The organism is Streptomyces sp. NPDC005202, from assembly GCF_040608235.1.
GTDB lineage: Bacteria > Actinomycetota > Actinomycetes > Streptomycetales > Streptomycetaceae > Streptomyces.
The window spans coordinates 63,276-78,770 of sequence record NZ_JBEXHW010000028.1; the positions used below are offsets into that span (position 1 = coordinate 63,276).

General features: G+C 69.6%; 13 protein-coding genes and 3 pseudogenes. 14 read left to right on the forward strand and 2 right to left on the reverse strand.

All coding sequences use genetic code 11. The features are described from left to right. Nucleotides 1–14: 14 nt before the first annotated feature. The 10 genes from ABZV31_RS29535 to ABZV31_RS29580 all read left to right on the forward strand — a co-directional run bounded on the left by ABZV31_RS29535 (nucleotide 15) and on the right by ABZV31_RS29580 (nucleotide 11,074). Nucleotides 15–941 carry an ABC transporter permease gene (locus ABZV31_RS29535; RefSeq protein WP_355899780.1) on the forward strand — a complete coding sequence of 309 codons (927 nt, stop codon included), beginning with the start codon at nucleotides 15–17 and terminating at the stop codon, nucleotides 939–941. Continuing rightward, a complete protein-coding gene (locus ABZV31_RS29540; RefSeq protein ID WP_355899782.1) occupies nucleotides 934–1,875 on the forward strand; it encodes an ABC transporter permease in 942 nt (313 codons plus the stop codon). The genes ABZV31_RS29535 and ABZV31_RS29540 overlap by 8 nt, the downstream gene beginning before the upstream one ends. 11 nt (nucleotides 1,876–1,886) lie before the next feature. Beyond that, nucleotides 1,887–2,948: an ABC transporter ATP-binding protein gene (locus ABZV31_RS29545; RefSeq protein WP_355899784.1), complete on the forward strand. Its 1,062-nt coding sequence runs from the start codon at nucleotides 1,887–1,889 to the stop codon at nucleotides 2,946–2,948. Further along, a complete protein-coding gene (locus ABZV31_RS29550) occupies nucleotides 2,941–4,089 on the forward strand; it encodes a dipeptide ABC transporter ATP-binding protein (protein WP_355899786.1) in 1,149 nt (382 codons plus the stop codon). The genes ABZV31_RS29545 and ABZV31_RS29550 overlap by 8 nt, the downstream gene beginning before the upstream one ends. A gap of 73 nt (nucleotides 4,090–4,162) precedes the next feature. After that, nucleotides 4,163–5,161 (forward strand): kinase, encoded by a 999-nt coding sequence (locus ABZV31_RS29555; protein ID WP_355899788.1) that lies wholly within the window; start codon nucleotides 4,163–4,165, stop codon nucleotides 5,159–5,161. Nucleotides 5,162–5,417: 256 nt separating this feature from the next. Continuing rightward, nucleotides 5,418–7,049, forward strand: a complete 1,632-nt coding sequence (locus tag ABZV31_RS29560; RefSeq protein WP_355899789.1) for an ABC transporter substrate-binding protein — start codon at nucleotides 5,418–5,420, stop codon at nucleotides 7,047–7,049. 6 nt (nucleotides 7,050–7,055) lie between these two features. Next, on the forward strand, nucleotides 7,056–7,979 hold the full coding sequence (locus tag ABZV31_RS29565) for an ABC transporter permease (RefSeq protein WP_355899791.1): 924 nt from the start codon (nucleotides 7,056–7,058) through the stop codon (nucleotides 7,977–7,979). Continuing rightward, a complete protein-coding gene (locus ABZV31_RS29570; RefSeq protein WP_355899793.1) occupies nucleotides 7,972–8,952 on the forward strand; it encodes an ABC transporter permease in 981 nt (326 codons plus the stop codon). Before ABZV31_RS29565 ends, ABZV31_RS29570 begins: the two co-directional genes overlap by 8 nt. Before the next feature lie 6 nt (nucleotides 8,953–8,958). Next, the gene (locus ABZV31_RS29575) at nucleotides 8,959–10,023 is read left to right on the forward strand and encodes an ABC transporter ATP-binding protein (RefSeq protein ID WP_355899795.1); all 1,065 of its coding nucleotides are present in this window, start codon (nucleotides 8,959–8,961) and stop codon (nucleotides 10,021–10,023) included. Further along, nucleotides 10,016–11,074 (forward strand): dipeptide ABC transporter ATP-binding protein, encoded by a 1,059-nt coding sequence (locus ABZV31_RS29580; RefSeq protein ID WP_355899797.1) that lies wholly within the window; start codon nucleotides 10,016–10,018, stop codon nucleotides 11,072–11,074. Before ABZV31_RS29575 ends, ABZV31_RS29580 begins: the two co-directional genes overlap by 8 nt. Before the next feature lie 160 nt (nucleotides 11,075–11,234). On the opposite strand, the gene ABZV31_RS29585 is transcribed toward ABZV31_RS29580, so the two are convergent. Continuing rightward, complete coding sequence (locus ABZV31_RS29585) at nucleotides 11,235–13,352, reverse strand: prolyl oligopeptidase family serine peptidase (protein ID WP_355899798.1); 2,118 nt, start codon at nucleotides 13,350–13,352, stop codon at nucleotides 11,235–11,237. Between the two features lie 178 nt (nucleotides 13,353–13,530). Here ABZV31_RS29585 and ABZV31_RS29590 point away from each other — a divergent pair, with 178 nt between their 5' ends. Beyond that, nucleotides 13,531–13,725 carry a hypothetical protein gene (locus ABZV31_RS29590; RefSeq protein ID WP_030842840.1) on the forward strand — a complete coding sequence of 65 codons (195 nt, stop codon included), beginning with the start codon at nucleotides 13,531–13,533 and terminating at the stop codon, nucleotides 13,723–13,725. 241 nt (nucleotides 13,726–13,966) lie between these two features. Here ABZV31_RS29590 and ABZV31_RS29595 read toward each other — a convergent pair. Next, nucleotides 13,967–14,056, reverse strand: a pseudogene (locus tag ABZV31_RS29595) (DUF397 domain-containing protein); the annotation flags it as partial. Nucleotides 14,057–14,058: 2 nt separating this feature from the next. Here ABZV31_RS29595 and ABZV31_RS29600 point away from each other — a divergent pair. The 3 genes and pseudogenes from ABZV31_RS29600 to ABZV31_RS29610 all read left to right on the forward strand — a co-directional run. After that, nucleotides 14,059–14,432, forward strand: a pseudogene (locus tag ABZV31_RS29600) (ATP-binding protein); the annotation flags it as partial. A gap of 5 nt (nucleotides 14,433–14,437) precedes the next feature. After that, a pseudogene (locus tag ABZV31_RS29605) lies at nucleotides 14,438–14,780 on the forward strand (helix-turn-helix domain-containing protein); the annotation flags it as partial. 49 nt (nucleotides 14,781–14,829) lie between these two features. Next, a complete protein-coding gene (locus ABZV31_RS29610; protein ID WP_355899826.1) occupies nucleotides 14,830–15,447 on the forward strand; it encodes a Uma2 family endonuclease in 618 nt (205 codons plus the stop codon). The last annotated feature ends 48 nt before the right edge of the window (nucleotides 15,448–15,495 follow it).

The window sequence follows — 15,495 nt, forward strand, 5'->3', positions numbered from 1 at the left end:
CCTCTGGAGTTCCCATGGGCCGATACGTCGTGCGCCGTCTCCTGCAGGTGATCCCTGTGGTGATAGGCGTCACGTTCATCATCTTCTGCCTGGTCTTCGCGCTGCCCGGCGACCCGATCCAGGCACTGGCCGGCGACAAGCGCGCCGACCCCAACGTCGCGGCGATCCTTCGCGCGCACTACCACCTCAACGAGCCGCTCTACCAGCAGTACTGGCACTACATCAGCGGCGTCTTCACCGGTGACCTCGGTGAGACCTACAACGGACGTGCCATCTCCGACATCGTCTCCGAGCGGTTCCCGGTCACCCTCAAGCTGGGTCTGACCGCCTTCGGCATCGAGGCCGTCATCGGCATCGTGGCGGGCATCCTCTCCGCGCTGAAGAAGGGCAAGTTCCTCGACAACGTGGTGCTGGTCGCCACGCTCGTGCTGATCTCGATCCCGGTCTTCGTGCTCGGTAGCGTGCTCCAGCTGGAGTTCGGCGTAAGCCTCAAGATCACGCCCGTCGCCGGCGTCGAGAAGGGCTGGCCGCAGAGCTACATCCTCCCGGCCATCGTGCTCGCCTCGATCTCGATGGCGTACATCGCGCGGCTGGTCCGGACGAGCATGACGGAGTCGATCCGCGCCGACTACGTCCGCACCGCGATCGCCAAGGGTCTGCCGCAGCGGCGGGTCATCGGCCTGCACGCGCTGCGCAACTCCCTGATCCCGGTCGTCACCTTCCTGGGCTTCGACCTCGGCGCCCTCATGGGCGGCGCCATCATCACCGAGCGCGTGTTCAACCTGCCCGGCATCGGTGGCCAGTTGGCCCAGTCCGTGTATCTGCGCGAGCGGCCCGTCGTCGTCGGTCTGGTGACCCTGCTGGTGCTGATCTACCTGGTCGCCAACCTCCTCGTAGACCTGCTGTACGCCGTGCTCGACCCGAGGATCCGCTATGAGTGAGAAGACGATGGAGAAGCCTGTCACGACCGACGCGGCGACCCTGGCGAAGGAGGCGGATGCCGAGGAGAAGGCGGCGGCCCGTCAGGCGAGCCTGCTCAGGGACGGTTGGGCGGACCTGCGCAAGCGGCCCATGTTCCTCGTCTCGGCCTTCGTCATCCTGTGCCTGCTCGCCCTGGCGGTCGCGCCCGGCCTGTTCACGGCGCGCTCCCCGTTCTCGGACGGCTTCTGCCAGCTGCAGAACTCCATGGACGGGCCGTCGTCCGGGCACCTGTTCGGCTTCGACGTCCAGGGCTGCGACATCTACACGCGGACCGTGTACGGCACCCGCAACTCGATCGTCGTCGGTGTGGTGACCACGGTGGCCACCACGCTGCTCGGCGGTCTGCTGGGCATGCTGGCCGGCCTGGTCGGCGGCTGGATCGACGCGGTGCTGTCCCGGATCACCGAGGTCTTCTCGGCCCTGCCGCTCATCATCGGCGGTCTGCTGATCATGTCGATCTGGCGCACCGGCGACGTGTGGTCGGTCTCGTTCATCATGGCGATTCTCGGCTGGCCGCAGGTCTACCGGATCATGCGCGGCGAGGTCATCTCGAACAAGTACAACGACTACGTGCTGGCCGCCCGGGCGCTGGGCGCGGGCTCGTGGCGGATCGCGTTCCGGCACATCCTGCCGAACACGCTCGCTCCCGTCATCGTCATCACCACGATGAACCTCGGCGTCTACATCTCCGCCGAGGCCGCCCTGTCCTACCTGGGCATCGGCATCCAGTCCCCGAACATCTCCTGGGGTCTGATGATCAGTGACGCCCAGGACCGGTTCCTGACCTCGCCGCACGCGCTGCTCTTCCCGGCCGGCGCCCTGAGCATCACCGTGCTGGCGTTCATCATGCTCGGCGACGTCGTCCGCGACGCCTTCGACCCCAAGATGCGCTGAGGGAGGCGTACGTGACCATCATCGACCCGACGGACGCCGTCCCGGCTCCGCGACCCGGCGAGCCCGAGAAGACCGGCCCGCTGCTCGAAGTGCGCGACCTGCACGTCGAGTTCCACACCCGCGAGGGCGTGGTCAAGGCCGTCAACGGCGTCAACTACTCGGTGAACTCCGGGGAGACGCTCGCCGTGCTCGGTGAGTCCGGCTCCGGCAAGTCCGTGACCGCACAAGCGATCATGGGCATTCTCGACATGCCGCCGGCCCGCATTCCCAAGGGGGAGATCCGCTTCTACGGCCAGGACATGCTCACCATGTCCGGCGAGGAGCGGCGCAAGCTGCGCGGTGCGCGGATCGCGATGATCTTCCAGGACGCGCTGTCCGCGCTCAACCCCGTACTCAGCGTGGGCTTCCAGCTCGGCGAGATGTTCCGCGTCCACCAGGGGCTGTCCCGCAAGCAGGCCAAGGCCAAGGCCATCGAGCTGATGGACCGGGTGAAGATCCCGGCGGCCGCGGCCCGCGTGAACGACTACCCCCACCAGTTCTCCGGCGGTATGCGCCAGCGCATCATGATCGCCATGGCGCTCGCCCTGGAGCCTGACCTGATCATCGCCGACGAGCCGACGACGGCCCTCGACGTGACGGTGCAGGCCCAGGTGATGGACCTGCTCGCGGAGCTGCAGCGCGAGTACCACATGGGCCTGATCCTCATCACCCACGACCTCGGTGTCGTGGCGGACGTCGCCGACAAGATCGCGGTGATGTACGCGGGCCGGATCGTGGAGACGGCACCGGTGCACGAGCTGTACAAGCGCCCGGCCCACCCCTACACCCGCGGGCTGCTCGACTCGATCCCGCGCCTGGACCAGAAGGGCCAGGAGCTCTACGCGATCAAGGGTCTGCCGCCCAACCTGCTGAAGGTTCCGACGGGTTGCGCCTTCAACCCGCGCTGCGAGAAGGCGCAGGACCTCTGCCGTACGGAGCTTCCGCCGCTGGTCCCGGTGACCGAGCGGGACGGAACGGAACTGCCGGGCCGCGCCAGCGCGTGCCACTTCTGGAAGGAGACGATCCATGGCTGACCCGACCAAGGCCGACGAGCCGAAGGACGCGACGCCGAACGTCTCCGACGTACAGGTCGCCGACGTGCACTCCGAGGAGGAGGCGGTCGCCGCCCTCGACGCGGTGGTCGACCGGGGCGAGCCGATCCTGCAGGTGCGCAACCTCGTCAAGCACTTCCCGCTTACTCAAGGCATCCTGTTCAAGCGCCAGATCGGCGCGGTGAAGGCCGTCGACGGCATCTCCTTCGACCTGTACCAGGGCGAGACCCTGGGCATCGTGGGCGAGTCCGGCTGCGGCAAGTCGACGGTGGCCAAGCTCCTGATGAACCTGGAGCGGGCGACGGCCGGCGAGATCTTCTACAAGGGCCAGGACATCACCAAGCTGTCCGGCAGGGCCCTGAAGGCCGTGCGGCGCAACATCCAGATGATCTTCCAGGACCCGTACACGTCGCTCAACCCCCGTATGACGGTGGGCGACATCATCGGCGAGCCCTTCGACATCCACCCCGAGGTGGCACCCAAGGGCGACCGGCGCCGCAAGGTGCAGGAGCTGCTGGACGTCGTCGGCCTCAACCCGGAGTACGTCAACCGCTATCCGCACCAGTTCTCGGGCGGTCAGCGCCAGCGCATCGGCATCGCCCGCGGCCTCGCGCTCAACCCCGAGATCATCATCTGCGACGAGCCGGTGTCGGCCCTGGACGTGTCGGTCCAGGCGCAGGTCATCAACCTGATGGAGCGGCTGCAGGACGAGTTCAACCTCTCCTACATCTTCATCGCGCACGATCTGTCGATCGTCCGTCACATCTCGGACCGCGTGGGCGTGATGTACCTCGGCAAGATGGCCGAGATCGGCACGGACGAGCAGATCTACGACCACCCGACGCACCCGTACACCCAGGCGCTGCTGTCGGCGGTCCCCGTGCCGGACCCGGACGCCCGCGAGCACCGCGAGCGCATCATTCTCACCGGCGACGTGCCGTCCCCGGCCAACCCGCCCTCGGGCTGCCGTTTCCGCACCCGCTGCTGGAAGGCCCAGGACAAGTGCGCCGAGAAGACCCCGCTCCTCGCGATTCCCGAGCGCTTCAAGGACTCGGACTCCCCGGCGGCCCACGAGTCGGCCTGCCACTTCGCCGAGGAGAAGGACGTCGTCCACGCGGCGTGACTCCTCGCGTCTCGGAGGGCGCTGCGAGCCGGAGACGGCCAGCAGCGCCCTCTGTTCTTGTAAAAGACGTCATATGACCATCGCTGCTCGGACCGGCACGGCGCCCCCGGACACGGGCTGCGGCCCGGCGCCCCGCAGTGGCCGGGTCGCGGAGGGCGGTGACCCGACCTCCGCGAGCGGGACCGGCGCCGCCTTCGGCACCTTCGGCGAGCTGCTGCAGGGAGTGCTCCCGGACGGCAGCGCCTTCCTCGTCACGCTGCCCGTCGACGTCTGGGCCCGGGCCCGTTTCCGGCTCGGCGGACCCGGCCCGCAGGTCCGGGTCCGGCCGCCGGGCAAGCACAAGGCGCGGCAGGTGGCCCGGCTGGTGCTGGACGCCGTCGGCCACGGCGGTGGTGGGCTGCTGGAGCTGAGCGGCGAACTGCCCGAGGGCAAGGGGCTGGCCAGTTCGTCGGCGGACCTGGTCGCCACGGTGCGCGCGGTGGGCGCGGCCGTCGGGGTGCGGTTCACGCCCGCCGAGACGGAGGCGTTCCTGCGCGGGATCGAGCCCTCCGACGGTGTCATGTACGACGAGATCGTCGCCTTCCACCACCGCGCCGTACGGCTGCGCAGGCGGCTGGGCCGGCTGCGGCCGCTCGTCGTCGTGGCCCACGACGAGGGTGGCCAGGTCGACACGGTCCGGCACAACCGGGGCCCGCTGCCCTTCGGGGCACAGGAGCGGTCGGAGTACGCCCGGCTGCTGGCGGAGCTGGACGAGGCGGTGGCCGGCGGCGACCTCGCCGCGGTGGGCCGGGTCAGCACGCGCAGCGCGGAGCTGAACGCGCTGGTGCGTCCCCGCGCGGGCCTCGCGCCGCTGCGCGACGCCTGCCGGGAGGCGGACGGCATCGGTCTGGTGCTCGCCCACAGCGGCACCATGCTCGGCGTCGCGTTCGCCGCGGACGATCCGGAGCTGGCCGACAAGTCGGACTACGTACGCAGGGCGTGCGCGGCGTGGCCGGGCACGGTGTCCGTGTTCCGCACGCTGGGTGAAGGCAGCACCTGGTCGGCGCCGGCCGACGCGGGAGGAGAGACGTGATCTACGAAGGCGCGTACGACGTCCCGCCCCGCCCCGCCCCCCTCGCCCCGCCCCCCGCCCCGCCCTGCCTCCGCCTCCGCCCCCGCCCCGCACCCGCCGCCGGCCCGGGGCGCCCCCTTTGGCTGCGTCCGTCCGACTGGAGTGTTGCCCGGCCCGGTGGGGCGTACGTGCGATATGACTCTTATGTGATGATATGTACCCATATCGCATCAGTGTCGCGGCGCCGGCGGCACCGGGCACTCCGAGGAGGCACTCCATGCGTGGAGCCACGCACGCCCAGTGGGCCGCATGCGCGGCGGCGGCAGCGCTCACGGCCACCGCCTGTGGGGGCGGCGGGAGCAGCAGCGGCGGCGCTGACGGCGGCGGGGTGCTCAGCTCCTCCTGGGGCGACCCGCAGAACCCGCTGGAGCCGGCCAACACCAACGAGGTGCAGGGCGGCAAGGTCCTCGACATGATCTTCCGCGGGCTGAAGCGGTACAACCCGAAGACCGGCAAGGCCGAGAACATGCTCGCCGAGAAGATCGACACCTCGGACTCGCAGAACTTCACCATCACCGTCAAGGACGGCTGGACGTTCAGCAACGGCGAGGCGGTCACCGCCAAGTCCTTCGTCGACGCCTGGAACTACGGCGCGAGCCTGAAGAACAACCAGAAGAACGCGTACTTCTTCGGCTACATCGAGGGCTACGACAGGGTCCACCCCGGCAACGGCAAGCAGAGCGCCGACACGCTCTCCGGGCTCAAGGTAACGGGCCCGAGGACCTTCACCGTCAAGCTCAACCAGAAGTTCTCGACCTTCCCCGACACCCTCGGCTACCCGGCCTTCGCCCCGCTGCCCAGCGCGTTCTTCACCCACCACGCGGCCTGGGTGAGCAAGCCGGTCGGCAACGGCCCGTACACCGTCGAGTCGTACACCAAGGGCTCCGAGATGTCCCTGAAGAAGTGGGACGCCTACCCCGGCGACGACAAGGCCCAGAACGGCGGTGTGACCCTCAAGGTCTACACCGACAACAACACCGCCTACACCGACCTGATGGCCGGCAACCTCGACCTGGTCGACGACGTCCCCGCCGCCCAGCTGAAGAACGTCAAGAACGACCTCGGCGACCGCTACCTCAACACCCCGGCCGGCATCATCCAGACCCTGGCCTTCCCGTACTACGACAAGAACTGGGACAAGAGCGGGTCGGAGAAGGTCCGCACGGGCCTGTCCATGGCCATCAACCGCAAGCAGATCACCGACACCATCTTCCAGAACACCCGCACCCCGGCCACCGACTGGACCTCCCCGGTCCTCGGCACGGAGGGCGGCTTCAAGGAAGGCCTGTGCGGGAGCGCCTGCGACTACAACCCCACCCAGGCCAAGAAGCTGGTCCAGGAGGGCGGCGGACTCCCCGGCGGCCAGGTGAAGATCACCTACAACGCGGACTCGGGCTCGCACAAGCAGTGGGTGGACGCCGTGTGCAACTCCATCAACAACGCGCTCGGCAACGACAAGGCCTGCGTCGGCAACCCGGTCGGCACCTTCGCCGACTTCCGCAACCAGATCACCCAGCACAAGATGTCGGGCCCGTTCCGGGCCGGCTGGCAGATGGACTACCCGCTCATCCAGAACTTCCTGCAGCCGCTGTACTACACCAACGCCTCCTCCAACGACGGCAAGTGGTCCAACAAGGAGTTCGACAAGCTCGTCGACCAGGCCAACGCCGAGACCGACACCGTGAAGGCGATCGGACTCTTCCAGCAGGCCGAGGGAGTCGTCCGGGACAACATGGCCGCCATCCCGCTGTGGTACCAGAACGGCAGCGCCGGCTACTCGGAGCGGTTGTCCAACGTGGCGCTCAACCCCTTCAGCGTTCCCGTCTACAACGAGATCAAGGTCAGCTGAGTCGCCATGGGGCGCTACGTCGCCAGGCGTCTGCTCCAGATGATCCCGGTGTTCGTCGGGGCCACGCTGCTGATCTTCCTGATGGTGAACGTGATGGGCGACCCCATCGCGGGACTGTGCGGCGAGCGGCAGTGCGACCCGGCGACGGCCGCGCAGCTGAAGAAGGAGTTCGGCCTCGATAAGCCGGTCTGGCAGCAGTACCTGACCTACATGGGCAACGTCTTCACCGGCGACTTCGGCACCGCCTTCAACGGCCAGAAGGTCACCGAGCTGATGGCGACGGCGTTCCCCGTCACCATCCGGCTGACCATCGTCGCGATCCTCTTCGAGATCGTCATCGGCATCACCCTGGGCGTGGTGACCGGGCTGCGGCGCGGCCGCCCGGTCGACACCACGGTCCTCGTCCTCACCCTCGTCGTCATCTCCGTCCCCACCTTCGTCACCGGCCTGCTGCTCCAGCTGCTGCTCGGCGTCGAGTGGGGCTGGATCAAACCGTCGGTCTCCCCGGACGCCGCCTTCGGCGAACTGATCGTGCCGGGCCTGGTCCTCGCCTCCGTCTCCCTCGCCTACGTCACCCGCCTGACCCGCACCTCCATCGCGGAGAACAGGCGGTCCGACTACGTCCGCACGGCGATCGCCAAGGGCCTGCCGAGACGGCGTGTCGTCGTCCGGCATCTGCTGCGCAACTCGCTCATCCCCGTGGTCACCTTCATCGGCACCGACATCGGCGCCCTCATGGGCGGCGCCATCGTCACCGAGCGCATCTTCAACATCCACGGCGTCGGCTACCAGCTCTACCAGGGCATCCTCCGCCAGAACACCCAGACCGTCGTCGGCTTCGTGACGGTCCTCGTCCTGGTCTTCCTGGTCGCCAACCTGCTCGTCGACCTCCTCTACGCCGTACTCGACCCGAGGATCCGCTATGCCTGAGCAGCCCTACGAGCCCGAGGGCGCGATCGCCGGGACCGGCATGGGCGGCGCGATGGACCTGGCGGCGAGCGAGGCGACGACGCTGGAGAGGACTCCAGGAGGCCCGGAAGGCACGGGCCCGCAGGAGAAACCGAGGAGCCTGTGGTCCGACGCCTGGCGCGATCTGCGCCGCAACCCCGTCTTCATCGTCTCGGCCCTGGTGATCCTCTTCCTCGTCGTCGTCTCCATCTGGCCGTCCCTGATCGCCTCCGGCAACCCTCTCAAGTGCGACCTCGCCAAGGCCCAGGAGGGCTCGCAGCCGGGACATCCCTTCGGCTACGACGGCCAGGGCTGCGACGTCTACACGCGCACCGTCTACGGGGCGCGCGCGTCCGTCACGGTCGGCGTCTGCGCCACGCTCGGCGTGGCGCTCCTCGGCTCGGTCCTCGGCGGGCTCGCCGGCTTCTTCGGCGGGGTGGGGGACTCGGTCCTGTCCCGGATCACCGACATCTTCTTCGCGATCCCGGTCGTCCTCGGCGGTCTGGTGCTGCTGTCCGTGGTGACCAGCAACACCGTCTGGCCGGTCGTCGGGTTCATGGTGCTGCTCGGCTGGCCGCAGATCTCGCGCATCGCGCGCGGCTCGGTCATCACCGTCAAGCAGAACGACTACGTCCAGGCCGCCCGCGCCCTCGGCGCCTCCAACTCCCGCATCCTGCTGCGGCACATCGCGCCCAACGCGGTGGCGCCGGTGATCGTCGTGGCGACCATCGCGCTCGGCACCTACATCGCGCTGGAGGCGACCCTGTCGTACCTCGGCGTCGGACTGAAGCCGCCGAGCGTGTCCTGGGGCATCGACATCTCCGCCGCCTCCCCCTACATCCGCAACGCCCCGCACGCGCTGCTGTGGCCCTCCGGAGCGCTGGCGATCACCGTGCTCGCGTTCATCATGCTCGGCGACGCGGTGCGTGACGCCCTCGACCCGAAGCTGAGGTGAACCGCCGTGCTGCTCGAAGTGCGCGACCTGCGCGTGGAGTTCCCGACCCGGGACGGGGTGGCCCACGCCGTCAACGGCGTCACCTACCACGTGGACGCGGGCGAGACGCTCGCCGTGCTCGGTGAGTCCGGTTCCGGCAAGTCCGTGACCGCGCAGGCCGTCATGGGGATCCTCGACATGCCGCCCGGGAGGATCACCGGCGGGGAGATCCTCTTCCGGGGCAGGGACCTGCTGACGCTGAAGGAGGAGCAGCGGCGCAGGATCCGGGGCGCCGAGATGGCGATGATCTTCCAGGACGCGCTGTCGGCCCTGAACCCCGTGCTGACCGTGGGCGACCAGCTCGCCGAGATGTTCGTCGTGCACCGGGGGATGTCGAGGAAGGACGCGCGGGCCAAGGCCGTCGAACTGATGGACCGGGTGCGCATCCCGGCCGCCGCCCAGCGGGTGCGCGACTACCCCCACCAGTTCTCCGGCGGCATGCGCCAGCGCATCATGATCGCCATGGCGATGGCGCTGGAACCGGCGCTCATCATCGCCGACGAGCCGACCACCGCCCTCGACGTCACCGTCCAGGCCCAGGTCATGGACCTGCTCGCGGAACTCCAGCGCGAGTACCACATGGGGCTCGTCCTCATCACCCACGACCTGGGCGTGGTCGCCGACGTCGCCGACCGCATCGCGGTGATGTACGCGGGCCGGATCGTCGAGTCGGCGCCGGTGCACGACATCTACAAGGCGCCCGCGCACCCGTACACGCGTGGTCTGCTGGACTCGATCCCGCGCCTGGACCAGAAGGGCCGGGAGCTCTACGCCATCAAGGGCCTGCCGCCCAACCTGATGAACATCCCGCCGGGCTGCCCCTTCCACCCGCGCTGCCCCATGGCCCGGGACGTGTGCCGGACCGACGTACCGCCGCTCTACGAGGTGGACGAGGTGGACGAGGTGGACGAGGTGGACGAGGTGGACGAGGTGGACGAGGTGGACGAGGTGGACGAGGGGGACGTGGGGGACGGCGGAGAGGCAGCCCGGGCGAGCGCCTGCCACTTCTGGAGGGAGTGCCTGCATGGCTGAGCCGATTCTCCAGGTCAGCGGGCTCGTCAAGCACTACCCGCTCACCCGGGGCGTCCTCTTCAAGAAGCGGATCGGCGCGGTCAAGGCGGTCGACGGCGTCGACTTCACCCTCGGCAGGGGCGAGACCCTGGGCATCGTGGGAGAGTCCGGCTGCGGCAAGTCGACGGTGGCCAGGATGCTGTGCAATCTGGAACGGCCCACGGCGGGTTCCATCCGGTTCAAGGGCGAGGACATCACCAAGCTGTCCGGCAAGGCCCTCAAGGCCGTACGGCGCAACATCCAGATGGTCTTCCAGGACCCGTACACCTCGCTCAACCCCCGGATGACGGTGGGCGACATCATCGGGGAGCCGTACGAGATCCATCCGGAGGCGGCCCCGAAGGGCGAACGGCGTCGGAAGGTCCAGGAACTGCTGGACGTCGTCGGGCTCAACCCCGAGTACATCAACCGCTATCCGCACCAGTTCTCCGGCGGCCAGCGCCAACGCATCGGCATCGCACGCGGGCTGGCCCTGCGCCCCGAGATCATCGTCGCCGACGAGCCGGTCTCCGCGCTGGACGTGTCGGTGCAGGCGCAGGTCATCAACCTGATGGAGCGGCTGCAGAACGAGTTCGAGCTGAGCTACGTGTTCATCGCGCACGACCTGTCGATCGTGCGGCACATCTCGGACCGGGTGGGGGTGATGTACCTGGGGCGGATCGTGGAGATCGGCAGCGACGCCGAGATCTACGACCACCCGACGCACCCCTACACCCAGGCGCTGCTGTCCGCCGTTCCCGTGCCCGATCCGGAGGCCCGGGAGCACCGCGAGCGGATCATCCTCTCGGGGGACGTGCCGTCCCCGACGAACATTCCCTCCGGCTGCCGTTTCCGCACCCGCTGCTGGAAGGCGCAGGAGCGCTGCGCGCTGGAGGTGCCGCCGCTCGCGGTGCCCGCCGAGTTCCGGTCCAGCCCCGGACCTGCGGCGCACGACTCGGCCTGCCACTTCGCGGAGGAGAAGCAGGTGGTGCCGCCGGAGCCGCCGGACGATCACGGTGCCGTCACGGTATAGCCGTACAAACCCGTACCAACTGCGTTAACACGCAGGCAACTTCACGGAAGCGGTACCGATATACGGACGCGCCAGTCTGAACAGCGTACGGCCGTGCGGGTGCTGTAAACGGGCCGGGGCGCGCCATGTCGCCCCGGCCCGTTGCCGTGCCCGGGTGCGCCTAGGCCGGCCGCAGTGAACGCTTCAGGAAGTCCACCTGGAGCAGCAGCAGGTTCTCCGCGACCTGCTCCTGCGGGGTCATGTGCGTGACCCCGGACAGCGGCAGCACCTCGTGCGGGCGGCCGGCGGCGAGCAGGGCGGAGGACAGGCGCAGGGCGTGGGCGACCACCACGTTGTCGTCGGCCAGGCCGTGCACGATCATCAGCGGGCGGTGCGGCTCGGCGGGCGAGGACAGGCCGTCGTCGGTGACCAGGGAGCTCTTGGCATACGCCTCCGGGGAGGCGGCCGGGTCGCCCAGGTACCGCTCCGTGTAGTGGGTGTCGTACAGCCGCCAGTCGGTGACCGGGGCGCCCGCGATGCCCGCGTGGAAGACGTCGGGGCGGCGCAGCACGGCCAGGGCCGCCAGGTAGCCGCCGTAGGACCAGCCGCGGATCGCCACCCGGGACAGGTCGAGCGGGTACGTCTTGGCGAGGTCCTGGAGGGCCTCGACCTGGTCGTCGAGGGAGACCGTGAAGTCGTGGTGGACCGCCTTCTCCCACGCGGGGGAGCGGCCCGGGGTGCCGCGGCCGTCGGCGACGACCACCGCGAACCCCTGGTCGGCGAACCACTGGGAGGTCAGGTGCGCGTTGTGCGCGGCGACCACGCGTGGGCCGTGCGGACCACCATAGGGGTCCATGAGGACCGGGAGGAGAGTGTCACCGGGGTAGTCCTTAGGCATAAGCACGGCGCACGGGATTCGGCGTGCGCCCCCCTGGGTGAGGGTCACGCGCGGGGACAAACCGGGATCTTCGGCGTACGAGGCGATGGTCGCCGCCTGCTCGCCTCCGCGCAGCACCTGCACCCGGGCGCCGGGCCGGTCGAGCGTGGCGGAGACCAGCACGGTCACGCCCCCGGCGCGCACCGCCGAGTGCACGCCGGGCTCCTGGGAGAGGCGCTCCACGCCCAGCTCGTTGACCCGGTAGACGTGCACCTCGCCGGTCTCCGGCGCGGCCGCCTCCTCGCCCGCCGAGGCGGAGAGGAGCACGTCGTCGTCGGAGACGTCGAGCACCGCCCGGACGTGCAACTGCGGCCCGGTCAGCGGGCGTTCGCCGACCGCCAGTACCCGCGCGCCGCCCTCGTCCGCGATGCGCACCAGCTGCCCGGAGGGGGTCCAGCAGGGCACCCCGGGGAAAAGATCAAGCCATGTTGGATCTTCGTCGGCGTGCACCATCCGGGTCGCGCCCGAGTCCGGGTCCACGGCCAGGTACAGCTGGCTGCGCTGGTCCCGCGCCTGCACCAGCAGCAGCGGGGCACCCGCCGCTGACCAGTGCACACGCGCCAGATACGGGTACCGCGCCCGGTCCCAGACCACCTCCGTGCGCACCCCGTCGAGGTCCGTCACGAACAGCCGTACGTCCGCGTTGTCGGTGCCCGCCACCGGGTACGCGACCCGCTGCGGCTCGCGCTCCGGATGCGCCGGATCGGAGATCCACCACCGCCGCACCGGCGTGTCGTCCACGCGCGCCACCAGCAGCCGGTCCGACTCCGGCGCCCACCAGAAGCCCCGCGAACGGCCCATCTCCTCGGCCGCGACGAACTCGGCCAGTCCGTAGGTGACGGACTCCGACTCCGGCTCGGCGAGCGCCCGGTCGCCGTCGCCCTCGGCGCTCACCACCCTCAGGGCGCCCTGGGCGACGTAGGCGACGTGCCGTCCGTCGGGGGAAGGGCGCGGGTCGATCACCGGGCCGGGCACGGGGAGTTCGCGGGCCGTGCCGGCCCGCAGCTCCGCCGTGAAAAGCCGCCCTGACAAGGCAAAAGACGCCAACTCCACTGCCGTGTCGGTGGCGTAGCCGACGATTCCGGCGCCGCCCTCGCGGCTGCGCTCACGGCGCGCCCGCTCCTCGGGCGGGAGGTGCTCCAGCGCGCCGCCGAGGAGGGCGCGCGGGTCGGCGGCCACGCGCTCCCCGCCGTCCGTCACGTCGAGGACCCACAGGGAATTGGCCCGGTCCGTGCCGGAGCTCGAGCGCAGGAACACGACACGGGATGCGTCGGGCGCCACGGTGAACGCGCGCGGCGCGCCGAGCGTGAATCGCTGGGTACGCGCGTGCCGTCGGGGGAAGGAGACAGGCTCGGTCGTCATGCCCCGACCATATTGGCCATGCGCCCCCTTGTGCGGCCGTGCGCCGACCGATGCGCACGTACGGATAGTTATGATCGCTAGCGCATAGTGGGTATGAACCTGCCGCCCGTTGTGTGGATTTATCTGCCCCCATAGTCCGAACCCCCCGTGTCCCTGGGATCTTTGGAGGTGAGCCGCCGTGGCACTCTCGATTTCGGCGGTGGTGCTGCTGGCGATCATCGTCTTCCTGCTGATCAAGAAGTCCGGACTGAAGGCCGGTCACGCGATCGTGTGCATGCTCCTCGGCTTCTACCTCGCCTCCTCCACGGTCGCCCCCACGATCAACGAGCTGACCACGAACATCGCGGGGATGATCGGCAGCATCAAGTTCTGACGGCGCCGGGGGTCCTGGAGTACGTGGGACCGAGTTCCGCCCTCTGGCCGTCCTGTTCTGCTGCCACGCGGCGTCCGGCTCCGTAACCGAACACCGCATACGTCAGTGCCGGCCAGTTCGGTCATCGCCCGCTCCCTGGGCGGCGAGGTCGACGTACCGGAGGCCGAGGTCGAGTAGCGGGCCCGGCAGGGGCCGTGGATGACCCCCAGGACTCGCCGCGGCAACGGGCGGCGTGTGCCGGTCAGTCTTCGGACGCGTACGGCACGAAGTCGGCCCAGGCGGCGGGGGCGAAGGCCAGACGGGGGCCGTCTATGTTCTTGGAGTCGCGGACGCATCCGCAACTTCAGCGTCCTTCTGTCGCCGACGCCACGCGGCGCCCGCCTCGGCCGTCTTCTCGCCACTGAGCAACTCCGTACCTGGGGACTCCCCTTGGACCCGGCGGCGCCAATCGTCGCCGAGCTGGCGGCCAACGCGGCGACACACGGACGCGTCCCGGGTCGCGACTTCCGGCTCACGCTCCACGTCGTCGCCGACACCCTCCGGATCGAGTTCGCTGACACCCGCGGTGACCGTCTTCCGCATGCCCGACACCCCGCCAGACGCCGAGTCCGGCCGGGGTCTCGTCCTCGTCGACGCCCTGGCCGACCGCTGGGGCGTAGCCCCGGGACCGCCCCCCCCGCAAGACGGTATGGGCGGAGCTCGACCTCGCACCGACCTCCGCCGTCACGACCCCCGCCTGCTCCTTTCCGCCTGCGACACGGCCCACCTCGCCCCCGGCGTCGCAGCCTGGCTGGAGCGCGACGTCAGCCCCACCGCCGTACGACAGGCACTGGCCGCCGACCTGCCACCTGAGGGATTACGACGACCCGCCGCCCTCCTGGCCCACCGCCTCACCGCCCAGCTGCCACCCCCGCAGCCCCCCGTTCCGCGCACCCGCCCCACCGTCGGCTGCCCGGCACCCGCTCCAGACCTGCGACGGCTGCGACCGTCCCTTCCGCGCGCCCGAACCCGGCCGCTGCCGCGACTGCCGATGCGATCTCCGGGAGGCCGCCTAGCATGAACGGGACGATCCTTGCCCCTGGGCACAGACGAGGAGCGAGCGCCATGACCATCGCACCGGACAACGCGCGCCAGGGCGCCTCCCACATTTACCGGGCCATGCGGGACTTCGTTCAGTCCATGGACGACACCATCCCGGGCAAGTTCGAGATCACCAAGAAGGGGATCGTCCACGACATGATGGTGCCCATCGGTCCGCACGAGCTGACCACCCTGCACCTCCGGAAGCGCCTCGAAAAGGTGATGCCGGAGGAGCTCGTGGCCCACACGGGGGAGCCTGACGTCGAGGACGAGTCCGAGGGCATCATGCGCCGCCCCGACGTGATGGTGATCGCCCTGGCGGACATGGAAGTCCCGGGCTCCTTCGACCCCCGCACGCTGATCGCTGCCCTCGAGGTGGTGTCCCGCTCCAACCCGGACAACGACTGGGTGGGCAAGATGTCCGATTACCCGTTGATGGGAATCCCGGTCTACGCGGTCTTCGACCCCCGTACCGGCACCGGCGCCGTCCTCACCGACATCCACTCCACACCTGACGGCCCCCGCTACGCCACCCGCAAGGACTTCGTCTACGGCGAGGACGTCACCATCGCCGACTGGGCGATCCCGACGGACGGTCTGCCGCGCTACAGGGACGAGAACACCCAGGAGCCCGAGTCCTGACCTCACCGGGCTTGACGGCTCTCCCATCCGGAGGGCGTGATCCGGTGC